Raw genomic sequence first — 25,801 nt, 5'->3', positions numbered from 1 at the left:
ATTGCTTCCTTTCTATTTTAATTTACCAATCTTCATCCATTAAATCAGACAAACGCTGAGCCTTGTCGACAGCCTTTTGTCGTTCATCAACTGTCGTTTTTATTGCACGAGATAACCATCCAGTTGGCCCTTCTATAAGCTCAAGTTGTAAATCACGCATTAAGTCGTGAATATTGCTTCCTTCAGTCACTTTTACCGGGTGAATACCTTTATCAAGCAATTGGCGAATTGCTGACGGTCCACAGGCATTGCAATACACCGCAGAGCAAGCAGATAAATCTCCAATTCGAATCGGCAGTTTATCGTGCGTTTGAGAGTTGGAGTTGCTGTATTCGATGGCTTCTAACAGATGCCATTCGGTCTCATTTAAGCCATAAATCAATACGCATTTCGCGCTACCAAAATGTTGGTCTACACGGTGGCGATCTAAGGTCGTAAAACCCACTTTTATACGGAACAGACTGTCATCTGGAGTGGGTTCCACATGCAATTTGCGCTCGCTCTTAAACATATTATGCGCTCTCCTTCTTCGTAACTTGATCAGAAGAGAAACGGTAAGCACTCACATGAGGCGTCACTTCTTCTTTGTGATTTCTCAGCAGTTGGTTGGCTAAAGCAAATATTCGTTCGCGCGTTCCTTCATAACCAAATTGACGCACATCCATATTGCCGTATTGGTCATGGCATGGGTAACCCGCTCTGACAACAGGCACTTTAGGCTCACATATTTGAGCGGCGTGAGTATTACTGATCACCGCCGACACCGATTCTCCTTTGGGTAGCAACATAGAGAGGTCACCGATAATAATGTCTTGAGCGTCTATTTCTGCCAATTTCGCGGTGTCGAGCGTGGTCACAATTCGCCCTATCCTTGTTCCCATATCGGTTAAAATCTGAGCATAACCACAAGCAAGGTCGGGTTCTAAGCCAAGGTTAACCTTTGCATTCGTCAGCAGAAAATGAGTATCCACCATCGCATCTTGCAAGCGTTTACGAGCTCGTGTGATCCATTCTGGCACCGCAACACCACTTAGGTCGGATAAACACACAATCAGGTCATCAACCACTTCGATCCCCATCCCCATGTTGGAATAGACAAGTGGGATATTGAAGCACTTCTCGAGCCATTTCCCCGTTGGGAGCATCGACTCCCCCACGACAAGGGTTAATGCACTGTCGGACATCATTTCCACTTCTTCCACAGTGGTTCCGCCCATACTGACTGGTGTGAAATCGAGATCGCCCATATGCCCATCGAGAGACTGAGAAATATCAGGCACAATGACCGAATCCAAATCGAACGCATCGAGATAGCGCTTCATAGTTTCGATATCGGCCCCCGTCATACCGACCGAGCACAATACATTGACCTGTTTACGCTGCCTTTTGATTCCTGAAGGTGGGCGAACGAGCTGACGAACAATTCGATCGACAGCATGTGCAAAGCCTGTTTGCATCGTGCCAGTAAAGTCCGGCGTATTCATACTGACAATGCGGGTCGCGTGGTACTGAGGATTGGCGGTCTTGAACTCTAGAATGACACGAGAAATATCAGTCCCTTGCAGCTCTGTTAAACCTGTCGTCATTACTGCAATAAGATCCGGTGAATGCTTATCACACAATAACGCTAATGCTTGTTCAAGATTTTCATCTCCGCCCATCACTGCCGCTATTTGATCGATGGCGGTATTTTGTAGTGGTATCGCCTCTCTAAAATGGGAGATGAGATAGACCTTAGCAAACGCGCTGCATCCCTGAGCACCGTGCATCAATGGTATAGAATGGCGAAATCCTAGACTTGCGACTGTCGCACCGGTAGCTGGGCTGGTTTTTAATGGTTGCGTGGATAAAGGTGAATTAATTCGAGTAATTTTAGTCATGATAAACGCCCTATCCTTTCATTGATGAAGTCACTATGTCTAACGCCGCGGTCTCAATCGTTCTATCCCACGGAGCAGTGCTGCTTGCTTTATTCCATACCGGACTGGTCATGGTTCGCGTCAACTCTTTTGCTAAGGTGATCATTCCTTCATATCCAGCGTAGGCCATTTCTCGTTCTTGATTGATGTGAAGGAAAGGAAGTGGCGCTTTAAGTGCGGTGTACATATTCCGGCCGCCCGCGACCAACACATCGGCATCGTATTTGTCGTAAATATCAAGAAGGTTTCTTGCGCCTCCTTCATCGAGCATCAATGCATCTTCCCCCATAATGTCGATAATTCGGTTTTTATCCGCTTGAGTTGATTTTGTGGTTCCTGTCGCCACGGTTTCAATCCCCAATTCCGATAACGCACTGATCACAGACCAGGATTTCACACCGCCGGTATACAAGAGTGCTTTTTTACCTTTTAATATGTCGGCATAAGGTTTCAGAGCGTCACGCACTCGTTGTTCCTCACGAGCAATCACTTCTTCAGTGTGAGCAATCAGCTTTTCATCACCGATCAATTTGGCGAACTGTCGCAATGCAAATGAGGTATCTTCGATGCCATAAAAGCTGCCTTCAAACCATGGAACGTTCCAACTTTCTTCAAGTTTTCTGGCAACGTTAATTTGCGCTCGAGAACACACCACCATCGCAGCTTGTGCTCGGTGCATGGTTTGAATCTGATGAAATTGCGTATCACCAGACATACAACACAACACCCGCATGCCTAGCTCTTCAAACAATGGGGAGACATACCAGAATTCACCAGCAATGTTGTATTCGCCGATCAATACAATATCGTGAACTTGTTGAGTGGGATCGTGTTTCATCATTGGCTTTGGCGGCGGCTCTGCGGTACCAATCACCTTGTTGACCATCACTTCGCCTGCGATTCGATTGCCGAGATTCTTATTGCCATAAAACCCGGCAGCATCCACGTGAACAACCGGAATTCCATAACGCTCTTGGGCCATTTCACAAATTGCGTCAACGTCATTTCCCTCAAGTGCAGGAACACAGGTCATATAAACAAAAACAGCCGGAGGTTGATGTTCTAAAATCAGTTGCTTGATAGCGTGTAGCAAACGTTTTTCTGCACGCCCCATAATCACATCTTGCTCGTTGAGATCGGTAGTAAAGCCCAACCGAAACAGATTCGTTCCTGTCGCTTTGGTTCCTCGATTGTTCCAACTATTTCCCGCACACCCAATCGGTCCATGAACAAGATGACCAACATCTGCAATCGGTAAAAGACTTATTTGTGCACCATCGAAAGGACACCCTCCCGCGGTAGCTCCTGGAGTTGGCCTTGCACAACCAGTTTTAGGTCCAGAGTTATGTTCACAAGCGGGTTCATCTTGTAATAATTTTATTTCTGACTGCTTCATAACGCCTCCATGCCTTCGCAATTGTTATTCAAAACGAATAATCTTCTAGGTATATTGCAATTAGAACGCCAAACTTAACCTATTGTTTTAATTTAATTAAATTCAATCTGTTCGTTTTTGTTAGGTCAAATTGTCATAAAAGTGACAATCGGGGAACAACACACAAATCACCATTGTGGCAATGATTAAAATCGATTAGAAAGCGAGGGAGCAAAGTGCCACGATTGGCCAGTTATTCACCACAAGTGGGGAATACTGGCTTATCGTGTCGGGGAAAGGGGTAACATATCATTCATCATGAAGGGCAATCACGACTCCTGTACAACTCTCTAGTCTTTCGGTCAGACCGCTGCATCCATTGGTACTATGAGCGACAAGGTGAATGTCATACCCATTGCATTCGATATACGCATCACGCGACCCCATTTCAGAGTCATAACAAAACGTAAACCGCAAATTTGGGTAATCATTTCTTAAATTCGCGATTGTGATGTCGTCAATCGAACTTACCATATCAAGTGATGAAGTAATCTCTTTTAGCGTTGAATGGGTGACCAGTTCAATGGCAAATGGTGCTTCAATATCACTCATAACATTCCTCCAATGCCAACTCAGTCTGCATCGGATTTACCCCTAAAAAACGTCGAATCCAAGGCGGTGGGTTCGTTGCGATTACGTTAGATAACTCACTTAAGACTAGGTCCGCTGAAGTGGCTGCAGGTTTTTTAATTGGGTGAATATTGGCACGAGTTACCCGAGCGGCTGCAGGCCCACCAATCGACAAGGTAAATAACATCTGACAATCTCGGATTTTATCCAACATTGCAATCGCACGCTCTTCGCCTTTCGAATCAGAAGGCATATCACGCACATCCACCAACTGATACTGCGTGGCAGAAACATCGTAGATAAGTACCCGAATACATGAGCCATAGTGACCATTTAACATATTGCCTTGATTCGATGTCATCGCGACTCGGAGGTTTGGTGTGTCCATAAAATTGAATGCTGGCACTTTAGGAACATCATCACCAATTTCCGGATTACATAAAATCGACAAGGCATTAGAGACTTCTTTTCGGCTGATCGTCTCACAAAGAGATGCAACCATGACGCGAAAAGCCTTAGGTGATAAGTCGACGAGCTTTATTTCTGTTAATGGCTCACCCAAGTGTTGAATCAGTAGTCCAAGCAAAGAGCGTAGATCAACGCTGGGTAACTGCTTTGATGCCAACGCAACACGTAACGCTGCAGCATCTGAAATCGTTTGTTTCATCTCCACTCCTCCCTGTTAAGCGGCTTGTAATCGTTTAGCTCTGACGGTAATTGGTAGCTTTGGTTTGGTTGTCATTGGCTCAATATAGTAAATTGCGCCATTCGCGATACGCACTTCGCCACCCCATTTATCGTCACTGTCGAATTCAAAAAAAGTGATCTTCTCTTCAAGATCTTTTTTAGGTAAATAAAGAACAAAATCTCCCGCTTCGTTGTGCTGAATCATTATATTCGCCATAACATTTCCTTTTGCTTGAGGCTGTCAAAAGCCGACGGAAGACAGTAACCGTCGGCTAATTGGATTAGCGTACTAAGTCAAAACCAAAGTCGGTTTCACCAAGGACACTACTTTCACGATCCAGTTTCGCTAATACTTCATTAACCAATGTGGTTAAAATGTACATCGCACCTTCATAACCTAGCGTCGATTGACGATGTAGGTGGTGACGGTCGAAGATCGGGAAACCAATACGCACTAGCGGCACTTCAAACTCAGCACCTTTGGCTTTAGTATCGCGCTCAAGGAATTTACCGTAAGAGTTACCAATCAGAAGATCTGGCTTATCGGTAAACAATAGTGAGCGTAAGTGCCATAAGTCTTGCTTGAAGAATACTTCTGCATTTTCACCATATGGCGTTTCGGCCAATTGAGCTTCGATTTGTTTTTTCCAACGTTTCGAGCCATTAGTACACAATACGTGTTTGATTTCACAACCAAGTTCAGTCAGGAATTTACACATCCCTAGTAGGTAATCTGGATCACCGTAAAGAGAAATAGTCACTCCGTGAAGCCAAGTATGAGAGTCGGTCATCATATCGACTAAACGGCCACGTTCTTTGGTTAATGACGCCGAGATAGGCTTACCTGTGACTTCTGATACTTTCATTAAGAAATCATCCGTCCACTCCAATCCCATTGGGATCGTTGTGCTAGGCACTTCTTGTTTCCAAACACCTTCAATGTACTTCTTGGTCTTTACAAGTTGATTTGGCTGAATAAAGAAGGTTGTTTTCGCGTTCGGCGCGTCTTTCATTTCTTCAATCGTGGTGCCACCAGCATACATGCGGTATTCACCGTCAGCAGGAGTATCCAGCACTTCTGAAGGATCACATAGCAACGAATAATCGACATCCATTTCGTCCATCATGCGACGAATAACGCGATAGTTACCCAGATAGGTTTCAAAACCAGGAACAAGGTTTATTTTGCCATTACTGCCAATCTCTTTGCCTTCCATGTCGGTAAAGTACTTCGCCATTCCTTCAAACATTCCATCCCAACCAGTGACATGACTCCCGACAAATGAAGGTGTGTGAGCGAAAGGTGTTGGCAAACTGTCAGGGATATGTCCCTGTTGTTTGGCATTATTAATAAACGCATTCAAATCATCGCCGATAACTTCCGCCATACAAGTGGTCGAAACCGCCATTATCTCTGGCTTGTAGAGTGCATAAGCGTTCTCAAGACCTTCGAACATGTTCTTTTGTCCGCCAAATACCGCGGAATCTTCTGTCATTGAATCAGAGACACACGCAATTGGCTCTTTAAAATGACGGTTAAAATAAGAACGGAAGTAAGCCACACAACCTTGAGATCCGTGGACATACGGCAAAGTTTTCTCAAAGCCGAGAGCACATAATACTGCTCCCAATGGTTGACATGCTTTCGCAGGGTCTATCGTGATGTGTTTACGTGCAAAGTTAATCTCTTTGTATTCGTTCGTTGTTGTCCATTCAAAAGTTTCACGAACCTTTTCAGCATCAACGCTGTCTTCAAAAGATGCGCGCTTGTTCGCCATCATCTCTTGGTATTCTGGTTGCTGAAACAGCGTATAACCAGTTTTGATATCTTCAACTTTCTGAGTCATAAGTATTCTCCTACCGTGTCACTAATCTGTGAACTCCGGCTCGGGTTACATTAATTGGAAGTCCTTTCCAACTTACACTAAGCCGTTTTCGCCAGCTCTTCTTCAGATTCTTCTACCAACCATGGCGCTTTCACTTTGCTCCAGCATGGGTTGTTAATCGTCAAGTCCATGTCACGAGCAAAGATAGCGAAACCATCGACACCGTGGTATGGGCCTGAGTAATCCCAGCTATGCATTTGACGGAATGGGAAGCCCATTTTCTGGAATACGTATTTTTCTTTAACACCAGAACCCACTAGGTCAGGTTTTAGAGCTTTCACAAATTCTTCAAGCTCATACGCACTCGCATCATCAAATAACAAGGTTGAATCTTTCACGTCAGGTTTGGTCTTTACGTAATCATCGTTGTGAGCAAATTCATAACCGGCACCTGTGATTTCCATGCCGAGATCTTCATAAGCACCAATAATGTGACGAGGACGTAAACCACCGACATACAGCATCACCGACTTGCCTTCGAGACGTGGACGATACTTATCGATAACGGCTTGCCACTGCTCACGATAACGGGCAATCACTTCTTCAGTCTGAGCTTGGATTTTTTCATCAAAGAAGGCCGCAATCTTACGCATTGACTCTTCGATTTTGGTTGGCCCAAAGAGGTTATACTCAATCCATGGAATCCCATTTTTTTCTTCCATGTAACGAACGATATAGTTCATCGAGCGGTAACAGTGAACCAAGTTCAGCGCCACTTTGGGGGTGTTTTTCATTTCAGGTAACGTACCGTCGCCAGACCATTGAGCCACTACACGCAGTCCCATATCTTCTAAAATGATACGAGAGGACCAGGCATCACCACCGATGTTGTAGTCACCAATAATGGCAACATCGTATGGCGTTGACTCAATTTTATCTTCTTCCGCTGACGCATCGAGCACATAGTCACGAATAGTGTCGTTCGCAATATGGTGCCCCAATGATTGAGATACACCACGGAAACCTTCACATCGTACAGGCACGATGGTTTTATCTATTTCCGCACCTTTTACTTTTGCGACCGCTTCGATATCGTCTCCAATCAAACCAACAGGACACTCAGATTGAACTGAGATGCCTTTTGATAATGGGAATAAGGCTTCTAACTCATCAATCGCAGCTGAAAGCTTTTTATCGCCGCCAAAAACGATGTCACGCTCTTGGAAATCAGTCGTAATATTGAAGGTTGCAAATGAATCAACACCTGTAGTACCTGAGTAGTAGTTACGACGCCCTGCACGAGAATATTGACCACATCCAACTGGACCGTGTGAAATATGAATCATATCTTTCACTGGCCCCCACACTACCCCTTTAGAACCCGCGTAAGCACAACCACGAACAGTCATAACTCCCGGAACCGTTTTGCGATTTGATGTAATACATGTGCCTTCCGCGGCCGTATCATTAACGGCGAGGTGTTTTTTTCGATCTTCACGCGCGGTTTCTGGATAGACTTCCAACACCTCGTCGATCAAAGCTTGAGCTTGTTCTTTATTCATAGACATAAGTTGACCCTCATTGTCTTAAACATAGTTTGAAGAATTAAACGCTTGCTTACGCTTGTGCTTCTTCAGCTGCCGTTTTACCAACGATGGTTTCGTCTTCTACATCCATGATGCCGAATTCCATGAGTAGGTCTTCTAACTCATCCATCGTACAAGGCTCTGGGATAACGAACATTTTGTTGTCGATGATTTTTTTAGCGAGTGTGCGATACTCATCCGCTTGATTACACGTTGGGTCATATTCGATAACCGTCATACGACGAATTTCAGCGCGTTGTACGATATTGTCACGAGGGACGAAGTGAATCATTTGAGTACCGATTTTTTCGGCTAATGCGATGATGAGTTCATCTTCACGGTCTGTGTTACGAGAGTTACAGATAAGACCTGCAAGACGAACACTACCGGTTGCCGCGTACTTACAAATACCTTTTGAGATGTTATTTGCTGCGTACATTGCCATCATTTCGCCAGAACATACGATGTAGATTTCTTGTGCTTTGTTTTCACGAATTGGCATCGCGAAACCACCACATACAACATCACCCAATACGTCGTAGAATACGAAGTCTAGGTCATCTTCATATGCGCCTTCTTCTTCTAAGAAGTTAATCGCTGTGATAACACCGCGACCAGCACAACCTACACCTGGCTCTGGGCCACCTGATTCAACACATTTCACATCACCGTATCCAGTAAGCAATACATCTTCTAATTCGATGTCTTCAACCGTACCCGCTTCAGCCGCCATTTCCATAATGGTGTTTTGCATTTTGGTATGTAGAATAAGACGTGTTGAGTCCGCTTTAGGGTCACAACCGATGATCATGACTTTTTGACCCGCTTCTGCCAGTGCAGCAACCAAGTTTTGTGTGGTCGTTGATTTACCGATTCCGCCTTTACCGTAGATAGCACATTGACGAATTGCCATAATGGTTCCCTCCATAGGATAATTTGAAAAAACAATTCTCTTATCCTGTTGCGAAATCCAAGCCAAGTGGCAAGCAAACCAAAAAAACAATAAAAATCAACACTTTAAATAAAAGTAAAATTAAGAGATAGTACTAGAAACAGAGGTTTGTAAGGTTAACTACAATTTTTGTCTGCCAATTTGTAACCGCACGACAAACCAAACAAAGCCGCTGTAAAAAAGCCGTCGAATTAGAGAGAACAGTGAGAAAGAAATGGAATAAAGAGGAATGGAATGCATCCAACCGACAGACAAAAAAAAGGAGTCGGCATACTCTGCGACTCCAAATGTCGTTATTAATAGATTAAGTATTCAGTGTTAAATTTTACTGATTAACTTATGCTTTTTTCCAAGCAAACTTTTCAAACACAGCATCAACTGGCGTTTCTGCAAGGTGGTTAGTGTAGTTACTCATCAATTTTTGAGCTTGACCTAGTACGAGCTCAAGCATCTGACGCTGGGTGTAACCGGCTGCAAAAAAGCGATCAACCTGTTCTTGGCTAAGGTAACCACGCTCACGTGTCATTGCTAACGTTGTGTCATGCAATACTTGTAGTCTTTCTGTTGGCATTGGAGCACTATTGCGCAGAGCTTCCGTTAGAGAAGGATCAACGCCCATCATATGTGCAATACCCGTGTGCGCAGGTACACAATAATGACACTCATGCTCAACGTTAATGGTCTGCCAAATTACCGTCTTCTCATCAACATCAAATGACGATTCAACGAACAACTTATGCAGTATTTGATAACCTTCTAGTAGACCCGGTGCTTCAGCCATTACGCCATGAAGCCCAGGTAAACGGCCATTTGCTTTAAATGAGTTTTCTGCGAATTCTTTGCTCTCCGCAGGAACCGTGTCCATTGTATGAATTTTGAAATTACCCATCTTTTTAGTTCCTTTCATCATTTGTATTGTCAATATCGAAGTGATTTTTTGACTTCGTCTTAGTGTGTATAGCGAATATAACTGGATTTGAACGATCGTTCAAGATAAAATTGAACACGTGTTCAAAAAATATTGATAAGCGAGAAAGTTCTATGGGGAAAAGTGCGAAGTTCGACCGTACCCAAGTCATTGAGAAAGCGACCGATCTCTATTGGGAAAAGGGCTTTCATGGCACCTCGATGCGTAATCTTCAGGATGTGATTGATATGCGTCCAGGAAGTATTTATGCCACGTTTGGCAGTAAAGAAGGATTATTCAAAGAAAGCTTGAAGTTTTATACTGAGCAGGGCGTGAACCGTTTAGCTCAGTGTCTTGACGCGAGTACATCTCCGTTAGCTGGACTCAAGTTATTTATGCATAAACTGGTCATCAATGCTGATACTTGCCCACCAAGTGGAATGTGTATGTTGGCAAAGACCGTTTCCGAGCTCACCGATGAACAACCAGAATTGCTTCAAGCGGCAAAAGATTCGCTTAAAGTGATGGAACAAGAATTTGAAAAAGTCATAATACAAGCTCAAGAAATTGGTGAACTTGATAAAAATAGAGACTCGAAGGTACTCGCAAGGCATATCCAAATTCAGATTACTGGATTACGCTCATACGCAAGAATTCATGATGGTGCAGCCCCATTAGAACAGATGATTGAAGACGTATTCGAGTACTTTCCTTTCAAAGACTAGAACGACACAATGCTTTGTACTTATCTTTTTATTATCGGATAATATTAGTCTACTCTGTTGACTAAGTGACAATGTCAAAGGCTTGCGTATGGATTCTAAAATTAAAGAAGAACTGTTTACCCTGTTTCCTTCGCTAATTCGTTTAGATGATGATTTGCTACGAAGGTTTAAGCAAGAAAGTCGTTATATCGATGTTCCATCGGGAACCGTACTCTTTGATCTCAATAGCCCATGTACTGCCTTTCCTCTTATACTTTCTGGTTGTGTTCGCGTGGTTTGTCAAAGTGACACCGGCCGTGAACTCCATCTCTATGATGTGAATCCAGGAGACAGTTGTATCATCACTAGCAGTTGTCTTCTTGGTCATAGCGCTTATCCAGCCCGTGGCGTCGCGGATGGTCAATTAAATGCGGTGATGATACCTCGGGCATTATTTTCTAAATTAATGGAAAAACACCCTGAATTTAGCCTCTACATTTTTTCACTTTTTGGCGAACGACTCGTCGATCTGATGCGCTTGATTGAAGAGGTTTCGTTTCGCAAACTCGATCAACGCTTAGCCGTCTTGTTACTGCGTAAAGGAAGACACATCCAAACAACTCACCAAAGTCTTGCCGATGAACTGGGGAGTGTTCGAGAAATCATTAGCCGACTTTTAAAAAACTTTGCTGAGCAAGGAATAGTGGAACTCGGCCGAGAAAGAATTACGATTTTGGATGAAAAAGCGTTAGAAGCGATCACGGTATAGGTACACGTCAATAAAAAGCCAACCCTATGTAACAAAAGTCACATACGTTAAAATCACCTTTCTCTAATATATCCATCTCAATAACAAAGATTGGACTATTACTATGAATAAAAACGTAGGCGGCATCGACAAAACTTTACGCATTATCGCGGGAATCGTACTCCTAGCATTGACGTTTGTACTCGCAAATGAAAACGGTTTATGGCTGTGGGGCTTAATTGGGATTATTCCACTAGCAACGGGCTTACTCAGCAGATGCCCTATTTATCCACTGCTCGGGTTTAGCTCTTGCCCACTAAAACGTTCTGAGTAAAAACTCGTCTAGATAAGCGCGAAGGTAACGTTGTTTAACATAAGTCACCGAACATAAAACACAAAAAAGTCGCCCAATATTGGCGACTTTTTAGGGTGTTTGCCCTAACTCTACTCAATGATTAAAATATCAACTAACGGGACATCTTAACCAGCGACTTTCCAAGTAAGCAATCAAGAGTATGTTCCGCTTCACTGCCTAATTTCTCTACGCTTATTTCATACAAGCTATCTAAACCCTTTTTAGAAAAGTTTAACGACCCATCCGCAATCACAATGTGGTGGATAAATAATCGGAGAATAGCAACAAACCGATAGCTGGATAACGCTTCGGTCCAACTTTGTTTAAACGTTTCGATACCGCCATCGAATACTAAATGCTCAACAAATATTTTAAATAGAGTTCCATCTATAGCATCGGTAAAGTCGGTTTTTCTCGGAAAATGATGGCTAATTCCGGTACGAGAGATCCCTGTGTATTCACTTAATGTCGTATATGACATTTTGTCATAGCCTAATTCAAGCATCTGTTCGACAACGGCTTCTTTTATAATTCGAATCGTTTGCTCTGTGTCTTCTTTACTTCTTTTTGGCATACTTTAGGCTCTCCCAAACGCGCATAGGAACTACAGCACCCACATACCGAATTGAAGGGATTCAATTCATTCATGAGTTATAAAACGATGGTGTTGCAAATATCACGGTCTACCTTGTGTAATGAATAATCTCGATTCATTGAGGCTACGGCAATCATTCTGCTTAAATTATGCTAGCTCAATGGCATAATGCATGTTGGATTCGTGAAGACAATCACATAGGTAGCGCGCCACGCCATTGATTAGCAAACTTATATCGATCAACATTTTGTTTTTTAGTCTGGCGCTAGAGGTTGGTTAAGATCTACAATACCAACATTATTATCAAGGGGATTTAGATTATGAGTAACAATACCAATGTAGAAAGCGATGTTTGTGAAGCGTGCGGAACATCTGGTGAAATTGGCTTTATCATTAAAGAAGGCGATGAGGTAGCGGAAGTTTCCATTACGGCGTCTTCGAAAGAGTTGCTTGAGTCGGAGTTATCTAAATACATCGAATTGGCAAAAACGGTATGTTCCGCAGTAGAGTATGAAAGCAGTGAGCTCACAGACGAGTCAACTCAATTAGAAGCTCGTTTTAAATTCGAAGTCAGTGCTGAAAAGCTCATTTTTGAACTTAAATCGCGTTCACTTACGCGTTAATCTTAGTATAAGATCCAATAAAGCGGCCTCGTGTCGCTTTTTGTCTTTTTAGTCCTCAATTTTGCGAGTCGGTAAGATCTGACCCATACTCTAAAAAACCAATGACTAAAGCCCGTTTATGCACCGACCTCTCTTCCTTGTCCTATTTCTTGTTTTGCACTCATTCTCTTTTTCAGTGAGTAGCGAGCCTTTAACTCAACTTCATATGCTCAACTATCTCGATAACTACGGCAATTTAGACTTACGCCAACGAGCATTCACCGCACTACCGGATGGATTGGTCGTTAAGAATGATCTCGATATATCTAGAACAAAAATGACGCAGTTACCACAAGGGTTAGAAGTCAACGGCAACCTTATTGCGACCAACTGTTTATTGGAGAAGGTTCAACCTGGTACGAAAGTCGTTGGTTTTGGCAATTTTATTGGTGCCAAAATCAAACGTTGGCCTGCAGGTATTATTATTGGAGGCTACCTGAATTTCACCGATACCCCATTAAACAGTTTGCCACCAAACCTCTCGGTAAAAGGCGATCTAAGTGTCATACGCACACCACTTTCAGAATTACCGAATAGAATAAAGATCGCGGGAAATCTCTACATTGGGGGCTCCGCCATTACGCAATTTCCAGACACAATGACGGTAGAAGGCAATATTTACTTAGGAGGTAACGTTATTACCAAGTGGCCTACCAACCTAACGTTAGGAGGCGCTGTCGCAAAATAAAGCCCCGCAATTGCGAGGCTAACATTAACTAATATCGTGAAGCTTATTCGCGACTGGATTGGCGTATGAAGCGAGGAGATATGGATGAGCTTCTGCGGGAAGTTTGGATAACTTCTCATCGAGACACTCTCGTGTCGCGTCAGTAACCTCTTCATCTTCATTTTTCGCAGCGAGATTATTAATAGGGAAAAGTTTGTAGTTAACATGTATTTGACGGTCGATCTCTTGGGCTAAAGCTTCTGGTGTCTCGAAATCACCATCGATAACGTCACCAAACGCGACTTCTACACGCCCTTTATTGCCCACAAGACCTTGAATGATACTATCAATATCTTCAAATTCACTCTTCTTGTAACTGCCATGGGCTGCTTTTTGGTATAACTCATTGGCTTTCGCTAAATCACAAGGATCGTTTTCATATGAAATTGATACCGGTACAATTTTAAGCTCTTTGATATAGTCAGAGAATTGAACTTTCTGTTTACGTCCTTCAACAAAAAGCATTTTTAAAATCGCTGGATCGGTAAAGTCATTGCCATCTTTCGCACGCCCCTCTTTCTGAGCAATCCAGATCGAGTTTTTGGAATCCAAAGAATGTTTAATGTAACTAGACAAAGTACCCAGCGCCTTCATCATTTCTCTCGGAGCCTTAGCGGAACGTTTAACAATAAAGCTCTTATTAATTCTCATTAACTCAGTCACACAAGGTTTGCGTAATAAGTTATCGCCGATAGCAATGCGTACTGTTTGGTGGCCAGTAATATATAACCCATAATTAACGAGTGCTGGATCCATTGCGATATCACGATGATTCGAAATAAATAAGTATGATGTCGACTTATCGAGCTTATCCAAACCGGTATACGCAACTCCATCAGTCGTAGATTCAAGAGAACGTTCTAGATAGCTCTTAACTTCTTTCTGAATAGCGTCCACACTCGTCAATTTTACCCATTTATATTTAAGGTAAACCTTAACGAAAGGAGACATAAGTACACGTACTAAGTGATTTTTACTGGAAAAACGATGCTTAATGATGGCGTTAATAAATTCATCATCATTAATTAAACGATCAAGAGCTGCTGGGATTTCATCGTCGTTGTAAGGGCGAATATCAAAGTATGGATCGTTGTCTGAGTTCATAATCACTACGGTCGGTTAAAAAACTCGTCTATTCTACGCGTAGTTGACATAAGTGATAGGTATCGATGAAAAAAAAGTAAATGGTCTGACCTCTAGTAAGGTTAATCTCACGCTTAAGTTGGCCTTTTAGCCTCTAAAGCGGTACCCTTGCCGAGAATTAGATGAATGAGAAAAAAAATGAACTACGCTGTAAACCTTGAATACCATGATTGTAAACATTTGATAGTGACACCAAGAAAACGGTCACTCAAACACAGTTTACTTTATGTTCATTCGGGTTTGGTATTACTGCGCTTAGGTAAGCGAGAATATGCTATTGAGGAAGGCCAAGCATGGTGGATTCCAGCAGATTGCCTTGTCAGTCTATCTTTTGTGCCTAACTCTCAGTCAACTCAAGTTGATTTATCACAACGTACGGTTTTAAATTTTCCGAATCAATCTGGACGTGTTGAGCTCTCAGAGCTTGCTTTACAAAGCCTTTTACGTCTTTCATCTATAGAACGTAGCCATCCACTTTATGCACCTATTTCAGAATTATTGAAATATGAGGCCACTCAATTCAAACCACTGTTAATTGATTCTCCAATGAGTAATGCTATTTCTCAATGGAAACCTAACTCTGTTAAGCACAACGATTCAATATTGGACGCGGAATTGCAACTTGCTCTATTAATACGAGAAGCGCGTAAATTGGAACTATCAGGTAGAGCAGAGTCACAAATTGCCGCTCAATGGTTCGATGGTAATACTCTGCAATATCAGCAACTAAAAGCCATATTGTTGGCCTAAATCCAGATATGCTTCAGTCGAATGCATTCGCTTTTTTTAATTGTGCTCTGCTACCGTTAAATCGTAAAAATGATAAAATCTAGAATTCAATCTCTACATCAGTAAGTGGAACGCAACAACACGCCAGTACCATTCCGGCTTCGGTATCGATATGAGCCAATGCAGGCGCATCTTGTTGCTCAACCTCTCCTTTCGTTACTTTAACTCGACATGCTCCACATAACCCAGCTCGACAACTGCTCGCAATTGGAACACCGTTTCGCTCACTCTGCTCTAATAATGTAAACTGATTGTTTCCTAAGATAGAAACACCGTTAAATTTCAAATTTAGCGTACTATGAGAAGTGTCGTTATCTGTGGCTAAAGCATTATCTGCATCCAAAAGGTTTGCAGCATGAGTATTGTCTTCATAATGATCACCATCTTGATATTCCAAAACTTCTACAACATCATTTTGATGAATAAAACCTTCATTTAATGGCACGAGATTCTGACCAAAGAAGATACCTCCTCGCTCGTCCGCTCTAAAGGTTGCCAAGGTTTTCAACGGCTCTTGTGAGGGTCTAAAGTCACCTTTTTCTACGTCAACAGTGGTCAACACACAACGTTCACAGGGCTTTGATATAAGAAACTCAACCTCACCTATTCTAATTTTTTTCCATTTATCTTCAGCAAACGGCTCACTTCCAGCAACGACTAAGTTTGGCCGAAATTGAGCCATCTTATGATCTACCGAGCTACGAGAATTTAGCTCTTCTAACGATGCTTCGCCAATCAAAAGTAAAGGATACCCATCAGCAAAACTAACATTATGCCCAAACTTCTCGCGTACTCGATTTGACTGTTCGCCACTATAAAGTAGCTGAACGGGCTCGCCAACAATATCGCTAAACCATTCACTCGCCTGTTTGGTCGTACTGTATGCAGAAAAAGTATCACTCCAGACCGACGTTTCTACTTCTGATAAATCAAATTGATGGTATTGGATCACCAGATCACTTTTATTGGGATAACTAAAGCGAATACCATTGGCCAAAAATGCCGAACGTATTTTAACCATTTGTGGAAAACGCCTCGCGGTCACCATTCTCCCATTATAGAGCGCTAACATAAATCTGCGATCAAACGTAAGGCCTTGTTTTTCGACCCATACAGATGAAAATGAGACACCTGCTATGGATTTCACGGGATAAACAGTAACTTGAGATAATTCCAGTTGGGACATTTTCACTTCCTAGCTCAGCTAACAGGTTTTAGCTCTCGATAATAATCGAAATTATTTCGTATGACTATTTGTTTAATCTGATGTTCTCATCTCGAATTATCGGATGAAATTTTTCTGTATATCTTCTATTATGCTGGCGATTCAATTAGGGTTGGAGTGACTAATTGGGGCTTTTTCTAGGTATTATTTACATTAATTGGTGGAGCTTAAAATGACTAAAATAACAATGACTCGTCCTGACGATTGGCATGTACACTTGCGAGATGGTGACGTATTACCTGATACCGTTCGTGATATTAGCCGATACAATGGACGCGCACTCATTATGCCCAATACCGTTCCACCGACAACAAATACCGAACAAGCATTAGCATACCGAGAGCGTATTTTAGCACACAACACCAATTCAACTTTCTCGCCTTTAATGTCACTTTATCTTACTGATAGCACCAGTGTTGAAGAGATCACGAAAGCAAAAGAAACGGGGTTAATCGTAGCGGCAAAACTCTACCCTGCTGGAGCGACAACGAACTCCGACTCAGGTGTTACTGACCCGAAGAATATTTATCCAGTACTTGAAGCGATGGAAAAAGCAGGAATGCTTCTTCTAATTCATGGTGAAGTCACAACACATGATGTCGATATTTTTGATCGTGAAAAGCAATTTTTAGAAACAGTCTTGGCTCCGATAGTGAATGATTTCCCAAATTTAAAAATCGTTATTGAACATATTACGACGAAAGAAGCTGCAGACTTTGTAATAAATGCAAATGAGAACGTTGCAGCGACGATTACTGCTCACCACTTAATGTTCAATCGAAATCATATGCTGGTAGGTGGAATCAAACCTCATTTTTATTGCTTACCTATTCTAAAACGCAGTACCCACCAACAAGCGTTAGTCGCAGCTGCGACATCTGGTAGCAAGAAGTTCTTTCTAGGGACAGATTCAGCACCACACGCAAAAGGCCTAAAAGAGAATGCCTGTGGGTGTGCTGGCTCATATACTGCGCACGCCGCGTTAGAGCTCTATGCAGAAGTGTTTGAACAAGCAGGTAAATTAGAAAACCTAGAAGCCTTTGCCTCATTCAATGGTCCAGATTTCTACGGATTACCACGTAACAGTGACAAAGTAATATTAGAAAAGTCAGCATGGACAGTTGATGCAGTGATGCCATTTGGTTCAAATGATGTCGTACCAATAAAAGCAGGTGAAACTGTTGAGTGGTCGGTAAAAGAGTGTCTCTAATATACTGATTTATTTAGTCCAAAAATAAACTGATCCTTCTTAGTCGATCAGTTTATTTTTGGATACTCATATAGACATAATAACTGTTTCAACTCCAACTCATTCATGTGATTTACACCGCACCATCTCAGAGTATCGTCACCCCTTTTTTGTTATCAAAAGAAAGTGATATTTATTATCAAAAACGTAGCCACCCTAACATTGTTACTCTATAATTTTTAACTATTAAAGATATTAGCATTCACATTTGTCCATATGTTTGTATTAGTTAAGCTATATAATTAAAGCCTTATTTAGCTTTCTCCACGATACAAAATGTCTGTACTATGCAATTGATAGGTTCAGTTGTTGTAGTTACAAATTAACATTCACCTGTTTATCCGTGAGCCTAAAAATGATCAAACTAGCTTTTTATTACATCTTTTTAAGTAAATTACCTTCTGCACGTTTTACGCCTATCTTTTCAAATTGGCGAGTTTGGTATTTTCAGAATATCTTAAAAATAATGAAAAAGGGTGGAAACCCAGCCATGATTGGCAACAATGTTTACATTGCGAAGGGAGATAAAGTGAGCTTTGGAAGCGGCTGCCGTATCAATGAAAACCTTTATCTAGAAAAAGTAACAATTGGCGATGACGTTTTAATTGCACCTAATGTTACGATTCTAAGCCGTATGCATGAATTTGAACGTATTGATATACCGATGTCACTACAAGGATATCGCGAAGAAAAAATTGTCACAATTGGCGACGATGTTTGGCTTGGTCGGAATGTTGTTGTTCTTCCTGGTGTGACAATAGCGAAAGGAGCCATAGTCGCAGCTGGAGCCATTGTGACAAAGGATGTACCTGAATACGCGGTTGTCGGCGGTGTGCCAGCTCAAATTTTAACAAACCGTAAAAAAGATGATACTAATGGTGCTGGAAACTAGTACCGAGGTGTAAATACTGAACTTCGCCAAATAGCACTGCATCTATTAAGTAGTGCTAGGTCTTATGAATAAGGAAAAATACAAATGTCTCTCGTCCTATACTACTCTCCGGGCGCTTGTTCTGGAGTGACTATCAATGCCATCGAAGAATTAGGTTTAGAATGTGAATACCGTAAGATTGAACTATCAACGGGGGCACATAAAACGGAAGAATACCTAAAAATTAACCCGTTTGGTAAAGTTCCCGCTTTGGTAAAAGATGGTCAGCTTTTAACTGAAAACCCTGCAATCTTAATTTATCTCAATTCTCTTACCACCGACGCTCGTGTGATTCCTGATACAGATGATGCTTACCAGCGTTCGCTTTATTATTCTGATCTAATGTGGCTTTCTAGTTCGGTACACCCTTCCGTTAGACATGTATGCATGCCGGGATATTATACCTTGAACGAAGACACAACGGATGTCGTTGCTAAAGGCCGACTTGCACTAACTAACTATCTCAAAATGGCAGACGATCGTTTGGCTACGTCGAAATTTTGGTACGGTGATGAATGGGCAATTGTGGATACCTATCTACATTGGTGCTACACCCGAGCAGAAAAAGGCGGTTTTGCGTTGGATGATTTCCCTGCTTTGATTGCACATCGACAAAGAGTCGAGCAAAAACCAAGTTTCAAACGTCGATTTAACGTTGAGTTTGGTGAGTAATCAAACTTTCCTCTCCAAACATTAATTCAACTTGTTAATATTTCGAAGTTGACGATACCGCGAATTAAGTCGTCACTTCGAATTTTGATAACTATTAACACTAGATAAATCTATCATCTGCCTTTAAGAAATTATCACAAAACGTATTTGCGTCGACAGGCTTGCTATACATATAGCCTTGGGCCAGTGAACATCCTTGAGAAATTAAAAACGCCTCTTGCTTTTCATTTTCAACACCTTCTGCGATAACCCCAACCTCCATATTGTTCGCGAGATCAATGATGGTCTTAACGATGGCACAATCTCCTTTGTCCTCGGGTACATCATTCACAAAAGAACGATCTATTTTCAACGTTGAAATTGGAAGTTTTTGTAAATAACGTAGTGAAGAGTAACTGGTACCAAAGTCATCAATCGAAACACTAATGCCTAAATTCCGCAACACTTGCAGTTGTTTAGCTACGTTATTCATATCGTTCATTAGATAACTCTCCGTTACTTCTAATGAAAGTGAACTTGGTGACAACCCTGTCGTGACTAAACACTCCTTTACGATATCGGTAAAGCTAGCTTGAAGAAGCTGATTGCCAGACACATTTACCGAAATCGTACCCATGAAACCATAGAGAGATTGCCACTCTTGCATTTGACGACATGCTTCATATAAAACCCAATGACCCATGCTAAGAATCACACCACTCTCTTCTGCAACTGGAATAAACTTATCAGGTGGGATCATACCAAGCTTAGGGTGCATCCAACGAATTAGAGCTTCAGAACCGACAACTGTGTGGCTATTCATATCGATCTGGGGCTGATAGAAGAGGCAGAACTCATTATTCTCTAACGCAGAGCGCAGGTTTTTCTCCAAATTAAATCGCTCTGTAACCTGTAAGCGTAAGTTCTCATTAGATAGTTGGTAGGTATTTCTCCCCAACCTTTTGGCTTGGTACATTGCCGCATCTGCGCTTTGAATCAGCTCTTTCTCATTGGTAGCATCGTAAGGGTAAATACTGACACCAATGCTTGCAGACACAAACAGCTGATGTTCATCAAGTAATACTGGCTGATTGAGCTCTTCTAATATTAATTTACAAAGCGACTCTACATTTTCCGGATCATCAAAGTCATTTAACAGCAACAAGAACTCGTCGCCACCCGAACGAGCAAGAACATCCGATTTACGAATGTGTCTTTGCAACCGCTTGGCGATATCTTTCAGTACGTTATCCCCAATAACATGCCCTAAAGAGTCATTGATCACCTTGAATCGGTCTAAATCTAAGAAAAATACCGCAAGTAATTTATCATTGCTCTCTGCATCCAACAGCGATTTTGCTAAGTATTTAGAAAAAACTCGTCGATTAGGTAAACCAGTTAAAATATCATGGTCAGCGATATACCGAAGTTGTTCTTTGGTTCTATAGCGCTCAGTAATGTCGTCGATTTTAACAACCACACCTTCAACTTCATCGCTATCTTTCGGGTAGTAAGGATGATAGCTCACATTAATAAAGCGTCGCCCTAAAGAAGGGAACGAAACCCAAGTTTCATAGCTCACTTCCTTGCCACACAACGCTTGATCGAATTTCGGTTTTATCACATTGTGGAAAAAACTATCACCAAATAGTTCTCGAGACGTTTTACCAATTATCGCGTGATGGCTTAACCTAAAGGCATTTAGATATGTTTCGTTGACGGCTTGATAGGTATAATTTTTATCTTCATATGATAGAAAGTCTTGAGATACCGACATGATTTTCTCATATTGCATTAAAATCTGTTCAGCTTTGCGCATTTCAGTAATGTCATTGGCAATAATCAATATCTGTTGTTCGCCTTTCTGATTTACAAACGGCTTTTTGGTCGACATATAATGATGCCGATTCCCCGTTTTTACATCGAAAGAATCTTCATAGACAATCTGAGTTTCGCCCTTGTCCATAATGGAACGCACATTGTGTCTAAAGTTGTCTGCGTGTTTCAGATGGGGCAAATAATCTCGATCGTCTTTACCTATCATCGAATCTGGTGAATCAACGTTATATAAATTCGCTAATGCTTTATTAGTTAAAACAAACTTACCATCGTAATCTTTTACGATGAAAGGACTTGGGAGTTCGTCGATCACTTGCCTAAACAGATTTTTCTGTTCTTCGAGATCTGTTTGAATATTTCTAAGCTCGGTAACATCGGTCGCAACCAGCAAAATGTGTTTTTCATTATTGTTGTGAACAAAGGGCTTTTTAATCGACTGAAAATTTCGAAGGTTTCCGGTATGCACATCGATAGAATCTTCGAATACGGTTCTCGTTTTTCCGTCATCCATTATCTGACGAACATTTTTCCTAAACAATTCAGCCAACTTTTTATCAGGAATATAATCGCCATCATCTTTTCCTATCATGGATTCAGGAGACGGAGCGCCGTACAATTCAGCCACGGCTTTATTAGTCAGAACAAACTTTCCATTATAATCTTTTACTACAAGAGGGCTTGGTACTTCGTTGATTAGAAAACGTAAAAGTTCATTTTGATCGGAAGTATGAGATTCAATACAACAATTTAATTCTTCTTTACCTAATGAGAATTTCGACATATCTGTAACATGAATGACAATACACTCATCTTGTGAATTTTTTTCATAAGTGATGGTCAAGTAAACCGGCAGTGTGTCTTTACTATAAGTTTGAAAACATAACTCCAAGGTTTGAAAAGGTGTTTTTCTTTTTGCTTCAGAAAAATAATCATCAATCAAAAAAGTCGGCGCAATATATTGAATAGACTGATTTTGGAGATGTTGAGATGTATATCCTAATCGTGTTGCAATTAGCTCGCTGGCGTATAATACAATGCCACTACGATCAACGATAAGTATTGAACTCGGCAACTTACTGGAACTCGAAACAATAATATCGGAATACTGCTCAGATCGTGATGTCATAAAGATGGGTACCAATGTGAAGAATAAATTTAGCAACAACTAGTTATATAGAAATAATGTTCAAACTAGTGTGACCAATATAAAGAATAGCAGCATTCATATAATCCACTAGTTACCCAACTGTGAAAATTAAATTCCAATAATAAAAAACGCCAAGCTATTTTTATTAGCTTGGCGTTTTTTATTTAACATGAACTAGTGGCGCGCTATTTAGGTACTCACATAGCCGTACACTATCGATTAAACTAATTGCAGCTTAGCATCGCATGGTTAATGTGCAGTGCCCCGGACTTTATGAACGACTGACATTAGCGCCATCACCACAAGCCCTACAGCAAAACCAATCACCCCTGTAAGAAGTGATTCAGCGACAATTGTAAATGAGCCCATAGATTCTGGCTTAATCAGCGCAACCAAGATGTGATGCACCCATTCAATATTGTGAACAACAATCCCACCACCGACGAGAAACATTGCAATTGTGCCAACAAACCCTAATGTCTTCATTAACTTGGGAGCAAACGAAATAATCCCTTGCCCAATAGAATTTAGCACTCCTTCACCACCAGATTTTCGTTCTAAATAAAATCCTAAGTCATCGAGCTTAACGATTCCAGCGACTAAGCCATAAACCCCAATTGTCATTGCAATTGCAATTAAAGAGACTACCAGTATCTGGCTTATAAGAGCCGCACCTTGAACCGTTCCCAGAACGATAACGATAATTTCCGCAGATAAAATAAAATCGGTTCTAATCGCACCATTTATCTTCTTACGTTCATACTCTTCAACTGACATACCTTTCAAAGGATCTGCATCTTTATCTTCTGCTGACTTCTTGTGAAAGAACTTTTCTACTACTTTCTCTGCACCTTCAAAGCAAAGATATAGTCCACCCATTAACAACATTGGGATAATAATCCAAGGGATAAAAGCACTGAACAATAAAGCGACTGGGACGAGTATGCATTTGTTCTTCATTGAGCCTTTAGCAACCGCCCAAACCACCGGAATTTCACGTTCAGCCGAAACACCCGAAACCTGCTGAGCATTCAGAGCTAGATCATCACCCAATACACCCGCTGTTTTCTTTGCAGCCACTTTTGACATCACAGCAACATCATCCAATACTGTTGCGATATCATCTAATAGAGTTAATAAACTCGCTCCCGCCATAATTTTATCTCTTGTTGAATTATTGTTATTACGATGTAATTTAACATTCTAACCCAATAATTAGCACCAAATAAATTTCAACAAGTCTCATATATAAAACACAATCTAAAATTTGCAACTTCAACTAACTTGTTTATACTCAAATATGCAATCAAGCACTTAATTTACACAAGGATGAAATTATGAGCATTGAGTATCGCTATCCTATAGGCTCCGCTGGCCACACATGGAATGACATCGATAAAGGTCAGTGGCTTGAACAAGCAAAAAACATACAACGGAGCTACAAAGACGACATCGTTGATCTCATTCAGAGTACAGCAGAAACCTTCTCAGTAACCCGCTATGGAGCATTAACCTACGATCCCGATAGATACCAATTGTATTGCCTTAAATCATCACAATGGGATGACACCAAACCAATCGTATTGATCACTGGCGGGGTTCATGGGTACGAAACGAGTGGCGTTATAGGAGCACTTGAATTCGCGCAACAACACGCTCAACAATTCAGTGACAAGTTTAATTTCCTAATCTTTCCATGTATCAGCCCATGGGCTTACGAAACCGTCAACCGCTGGAACCCTCAGTGCATTGATCCAAATCGTTCTTTCTATTTCAACTCTCCTAGCGAAGAAGCCTCTAATTTTATTCATTACATCGAGCCTTATTTGAATGATGTTGTTGCGCATTTCGACCTGCACGAAACCACAGATACGGATGCGACCATTTTTAGGCCAGCGGCAGCAGCTCGTGATGGGCGTGAGTTTTCTTCCTTAGACATACCCGACGGATTCTATGTCGTCACCAATAGCGAACTGCCAGTTCTGGACTTTCATTCAGCCATTATTAACGCCGTAGCCAACGTAACTCATATCGCACAGCCAGACGAAAATGGCCGACTTATCGGTACAAGAGTACAGCAACCCGGAATCATTCAGTATGCGATGAAACCTCTTGGACTATGCGGTGGAGTTACGCCATGTTTGTACTCAGTAACCACTGAAGTCTATCCGGATAGTAAAAATATCGATGATGAAACCTGTGTATTGGCGCAAGTCACTGCGATTCAAGCGGGGCTAACTTTCTTAAAGAATAAGGGATAAATAGCGATTCTTGTATTGCTCCGGTGTAAGTTTGGCATAACGCTTAAACATGGTGATAAATGGGCTGGTTTGTTGATAGCCTAGCGCCAGCGCAACTTCTTTAACTGATCGTCCACTACGCAACAACTCCATCGAATAGAGATAGCGGACTCTTAATCGCCACTCAGTAAAACTCATTCCCAATTCCGCTTGGCAATATCGTGCTAATGTTCGCTCTGTTGTATGAACGGCATCGGCCCATTGTTTAAGGCTAGTATCGTCCGCAGGGTCCTCTTCCACCGCCGCAAGAATCGGAGCAAGATATTTATGTGTTGAAGATGGCACAAAGTGATGCTCGATCTCCTGAGATCCAAATTGGTCTAAAATAACCTGCACCATACGCAAATCTTGCTCGCGGTTAGGAACGTCGATGTTTCGTTGACGAAAATTCTCAACAATAGAGGCAACGATTGGAGTAACTTGGATTAGGCTAGTCCGCTGGGGAAAGGACGATGTCATTGAATCAGAAATATTTAGCGAACAATACTCGATTGGCTTGCGGTTATAGCTACGATGCTGGACCCCAGACGGAACCCAAATTGCCAAATGTGGCGGTGCTAAAAAACGGGTGTCTTCAGCTTCCATTTCAAGGATACCACCAGAAATTAACTGAACCTGCCCCCATGGGTGACTATGAACTCTGGTTTCGGTATTTGATAAAAAAGCGTCAAAATTCATAAATACATCCGCAGGAGCTTCTTCTATCGCCAACTTTGGATGAAGATTACGAGTAGGGGAGACTTTTTTCATACAAGGGCTATTTCGCTTCAAGGAAAGATTTAAGATTCAATTAGATAACATTTATCATAACATAGTCACGTTTGATCGAAATATGCCACTTTGCCTATATACTG

26 protein-coding genes are annotated in these 25,801 nt (G+C 41.6%); 10 read left to right on the top strand and 16 right to left on the bottom strand.

The features are described 5' to 3' along the window. Positions 1 to 22 precede the first annotated feature (22 nt). The 10 genes from ACWU4D_RS09755 to ACWU4D_RS09710 all read right to left on the bottom strand — a co-directional run bounded on the left by ACWU4D_RS09755 (position 23) and on the right by ACWU4D_RS09710 (position 9,864). Complete coding sequence (locus tag ACWU4D_RS09755; RefSeq protein ID WP_456051232.1) at positions 23 to 511, bottom strand: NifB/NifX family molybdenum-iron cluster-binding protein; 489 nt, start codon at positions 509 to 511, stop codon at positions 23 to 25. A 1-nt stretch (position 512) separates the two neighbouring features. Continuing rightward, on the bottom strand, positions 513 to 1,880 hold the full coding sequence (gene nifN / locus ACWU4D_RS09750) for a nitrogenase iron-molybdenum cofactor biosynthesis protein NifN (protein ID WP_456051231.1): 1,368 nt from the start codon (positions 1,878 to 1,880) through the stop codon (positions 513 to 515). 10 nt (positions 1,881 to 1,890) lie between these two features. After that, a complete protein-coding gene (gene nifE / locus ACWU4D_RS09745) occupies positions 1,891 to 3,315 on the bottom strand; it encodes a nitrogenase iron-molybdenum cofactor biosynthesis protein NifE (RefSeq protein WP_456051230.1) in 1,425 nt (474 codons plus the stop codon). Between the two features lie 288 nt (positions 3,316 to 3,603). After that, positions 3,604 to 3,906: a hypothetical protein gene (locus tag ACWU4D_RS09740; RefSeq protein WP_456051229.1), complete on the bottom strand. Its 303-nt coding sequence runs from the start codon at positions 3,904 to 3,906 to the stop codon at positions 3,604 to 3,606. Beyond that, a complete protein-coding gene (locus tag ACWU4D_RS09735; RefSeq protein WP_456051228.1) occupies positions 3,899 to 4,591 on the bottom strand; it encodes a NifB/NifX family molybdenum-iron cluster-binding protein in 693 nt (230 codons plus the stop codon). Before ACWU4D_RS09735 ends, ACWU4D_RS09740 begins: the two co-directional genes overlap by 8 nt. A 15-nt stretch (positions 4,592 to 4,606) precedes the next feature. Continuing rightward, entirely contained in the window at positions 4,607 to 4,828 is a 222-nt protein-coding gene (nifT, locus tag ACWU4D_RS09730) for a putative nitrogen fixation protein NifT (protein WP_456051227.1), read from the bottom strand. Positions 4,829 to 4,892: 64 nt separating this feature from the next. Then, positions 4,893 to 6,458, bottom strand: a complete 1,566-nt coding sequence (gene nifK / locus ACWU4D_RS09725) for a nitrogenase molybdenum-iron protein subunit beta (RefSeq protein WP_456051226.1) — start codon at positions 6,456 to 6,458, stop codon at positions 4,893 to 4,895. 77 nt (positions 6,459 to 6,535) lie between these two features. Further along, on the bottom strand, positions 6,536 to 8,005 hold the full coding sequence (gene nifD, locus ACWU4D_RS09720; RefSeq protein ID WP_456051225.1) for a nitrogenase molybdenum-iron protein alpha chain: 1,470 nt from the start codon (positions 8,003 to 8,005) through the stop codon (positions 6,536 to 6,538). 49 nt (positions 8,006 to 8,054) lie between these two features. After that, positions 8,055 to 8,936 carry a nitrogenase iron protein gene (gene nifH / locus ACWU4D_RS09715; RefSeq protein ID WP_456051224.1) on the bottom strand — a complete coding sequence of 294 codons (882 nt, stop codon included), beginning with the start codon at positions 8,934 to 8,936 and terminating at the stop codon, positions 8,055 to 8,057. A 376-nt stretch (positions 8,937 to 9,312) separates the two neighbouring features. Then, entirely contained in the window at positions 9,313 to 9,864 is a 552-nt protein-coding gene (locus tag ACWU4D_RS09710; RefSeq protein ID WP_456051223.1) for a carboxymuconolactone decarboxylase family protein, read from the bottom strand. Between the two features lie 152 nt (positions 9,865 to 10,016). Here ACWU4D_RS09710 and ACWU4D_RS09705 point away from each other — a divergent pair, with 152 nt between their 5' ends. The 3 genes from ACWU4D_RS09705 (at position 10,017) to ACWU4D_RS09695 (ending at position 11,668) form a co-directional block, all read left to right on the top strand. Further along, positions 10,017 to 10,607 (top strand): TetR/AcrR family transcriptional regulator, encoded by a 591-nt coding sequence (locus ACWU4D_RS09705; protein WP_456051222.1) that lies wholly within the window; start codon positions 10,017 to 10,019, stop codon positions 10,605 to 10,607. Between the two features lie 88 nt (positions 10,608 to 10,695). Continuing rightward, entirely contained in the window at positions 10,696 to 11,355 is a 660-nt protein-coding gene (locus ACWU4D_RS09700) for a Crp/Fnr family transcriptional regulator (protein WP_456051221.1), read from the top strand. 103 nt (positions 11,356 to 11,458) lie between these two features. After that, complete coding sequence (locus tag ACWU4D_RS09695) at positions 11,459 to 11,668, top strand: YgaP family membrane protein (RefSeq protein WP_456051220.1); 210 nt, start codon at positions 11,459 to 11,461, stop codon at positions 11,666 to 11,668. Between the two features lie 133 nt (positions 11,669 to 11,801). Here ACWU4D_RS09695 and ACWU4D_RS09690 read toward each other — a convergent pair whose 3' ends face one another. Then, entirely contained in the window at positions 11,802 to 12,263 is a 462-nt protein-coding gene (locus ACWU4D_RS09690; protein ID WP_456051219.1) for a TetR/AcrR family transcriptional regulator, read from the bottom strand. Between the two features lie 341 nt (positions 12,264 to 12,604). Here ACWU4D_RS09690 and ACWU4D_RS09685 point away from each other — a divergent pair, with 341 nt between their 5' ends. Further along, positions 12,605 to 12,907, top strand: a complete 303-nt coding sequence (locus ACWU4D_RS09685) for a YfcZ/YiiS family protein (RefSeq protein ID WP_456051218.1) — start codon at positions 12,605 to 12,607, stop codon at positions 12,905 to 12,907. A gap of 118 nt (positions 12,908 to 13,025) precedes the next feature. Continuing rightward, positions 13,026 to 13,634: a hypothetical protein gene (locus tag ACWU4D_RS09680; protein WP_456051217.1), complete on the top strand. Its 609-nt coding sequence runs from the start codon at positions 13,026 to 13,028 to the stop codon at positions 13,632 to 13,634. Positions 13,635 to 13,658: 24 nt separating this feature from the next. Here the strand turns inward: ACWU4D_RS09680 and ACWU4D_RS09675 are convergent, their stop codons facing one another. Next, positions 13,659 to 14,777, bottom strand: a complete 1,119-nt coding sequence (locus ACWU4D_RS09675) for a 1-acyl-sn-glycerol-3-phosphate acyltransferase (RefSeq protein WP_456051216.1) — start codon at positions 14,775 to 14,777, stop codon at positions 13,659 to 13,661. Between the two features lie 177 nt (positions 14,778 to 14,954). Here ACWU4D_RS09675 and ACWU4D_RS09670 point away from each other — a divergent pair, with 177 nt between their 5' ends. Beyond that, complete coding sequence (locus tag ACWU4D_RS09670; RefSeq protein WP_456051215.1) at positions 14,955 to 15,566, top strand: AraC family ligand binding domain-containing protein; 612 nt, start codon at positions 14,955 to 14,957, stop codon at positions 15,564 to 15,566. Positions 15,567 to 15,645: 79 nt separating this feature from the next. Here ACWU4D_RS09670 and ACWU4D_RS09665 read toward each other — a convergent pair whose 3' ends face one another. Then, entirely contained in the window at positions 15,646 to 16,791 is a 1,146-nt protein-coding gene (locus ACWU4D_RS09665; protein WP_456051214.1) for a YcbX family protein, read from the bottom strand. 211 nt (positions 16,792 to 17,002) lie between these two features. On the opposite strand from ACWU4D_RS09665, the gene pyrC reads away from it, so the two are divergent. The 3 genes from pyrC to ACWU4D_RS09650 all read left to right on the top strand — a co-directional run bounded on the left by pyrC (position 17,003) and on the right by ACWU4D_RS09650 (position 19,682). Continuing rightward, a complete protein-coding gene (pyrC, locus tag ACWU4D_RS09660; protein ID WP_456051213.1) occupies positions 17,003 to 18,040 on the top strand; it encodes a dihydroorotase in 1,038 nt (345 codons plus the stop codon). A 394-nt stretch (positions 18,041 to 18,434) separates the two neighbouring features. Beyond that, a complete protein-coding gene (locus ACWU4D_RS09655) occupies positions 18,435 to 18,971 on the top strand; it encodes an acyltransferase (protein ID WP_456051212.1) in 537 nt (178 codons plus the stop codon). Between the two features lie 84 nt (positions 18,972 to 19,055). Then, positions 19,056 to 19,682: a glutathione S-transferase family protein gene (locus ACWU4D_RS09650; RefSeq protein WP_456051211.1), complete on the top strand. Its 627-nt coding sequence runs from the start codon at positions 19,056 to 19,058 to the stop codon at positions 19,680 to 19,682. A 100-nt stretch (positions 19,683 to 19,782) separates the two neighbouring features. Here the strand turns inward: ACWU4D_RS09650 and ACWU4D_RS09645 are convergent, their stop codons facing one another. Then, positions 19,783 to 22,626, bottom strand: a complete 2,844-nt coding sequence (locus tag ACWU4D_RS09645) for an EAL domain-containing protein (protein ID WP_456051210.1) — start codon at positions 22,624 to 22,626, stop codon at positions 19,783 to 19,785. A 270-nt stretch (positions 22,627 to 22,896) separates the two neighbouring features. Further along, positions 22,897 to 23,802 (bottom strand): DUF808 domain-containing protein, encoded by a 906-nt coding sequence (locus ACWU4D_RS09640; RefSeq protein WP_456051209.1) that lies wholly within the window; start codon positions 23,800 to 23,802, stop codon positions 22,897 to 22,899. 182 nt (positions 23,803 to 23,984) lie between these two features. Between ACWU4D_RS09640 and ACWU4D_RS09635 the strand changes: the two genes are divergently transcribed. Next, on the top strand, positions 23,985 to 24,908 hold the full coding sequence (locus ACWU4D_RS09635; protein ID WP_456051208.1) for a M14 family metallopeptidase: 924 nt from the start codon (positions 23,985 to 23,987) through the stop codon (positions 24,906 to 24,908). Here the strand turns inward: ACWU4D_RS09635 and ACWU4D_RS09630 are convergent. After that, positions 24,891 to 25,697: an AraC family transcriptional regulator gene (locus ACWU4D_RS09630; RefSeq protein ID WP_456051207.1), complete on the bottom strand. Its 807-nt coding sequence runs from the start codon at positions 25,695 to 25,697 to the stop codon at positions 24,891 to 24,893. The genes ACWU4D_RS09635 and ACWU4D_RS09630 overlap by 18 nt on opposite strands. Positions 25,698 to 25,801 lie beyond the last annotated feature (104 nt).

It is taken from the genome of Vibrio phycocola (assembly GCF_053850235.1).
This window is presented reverse-complemented; position numbering and strand designations above follow the sequence as displayed.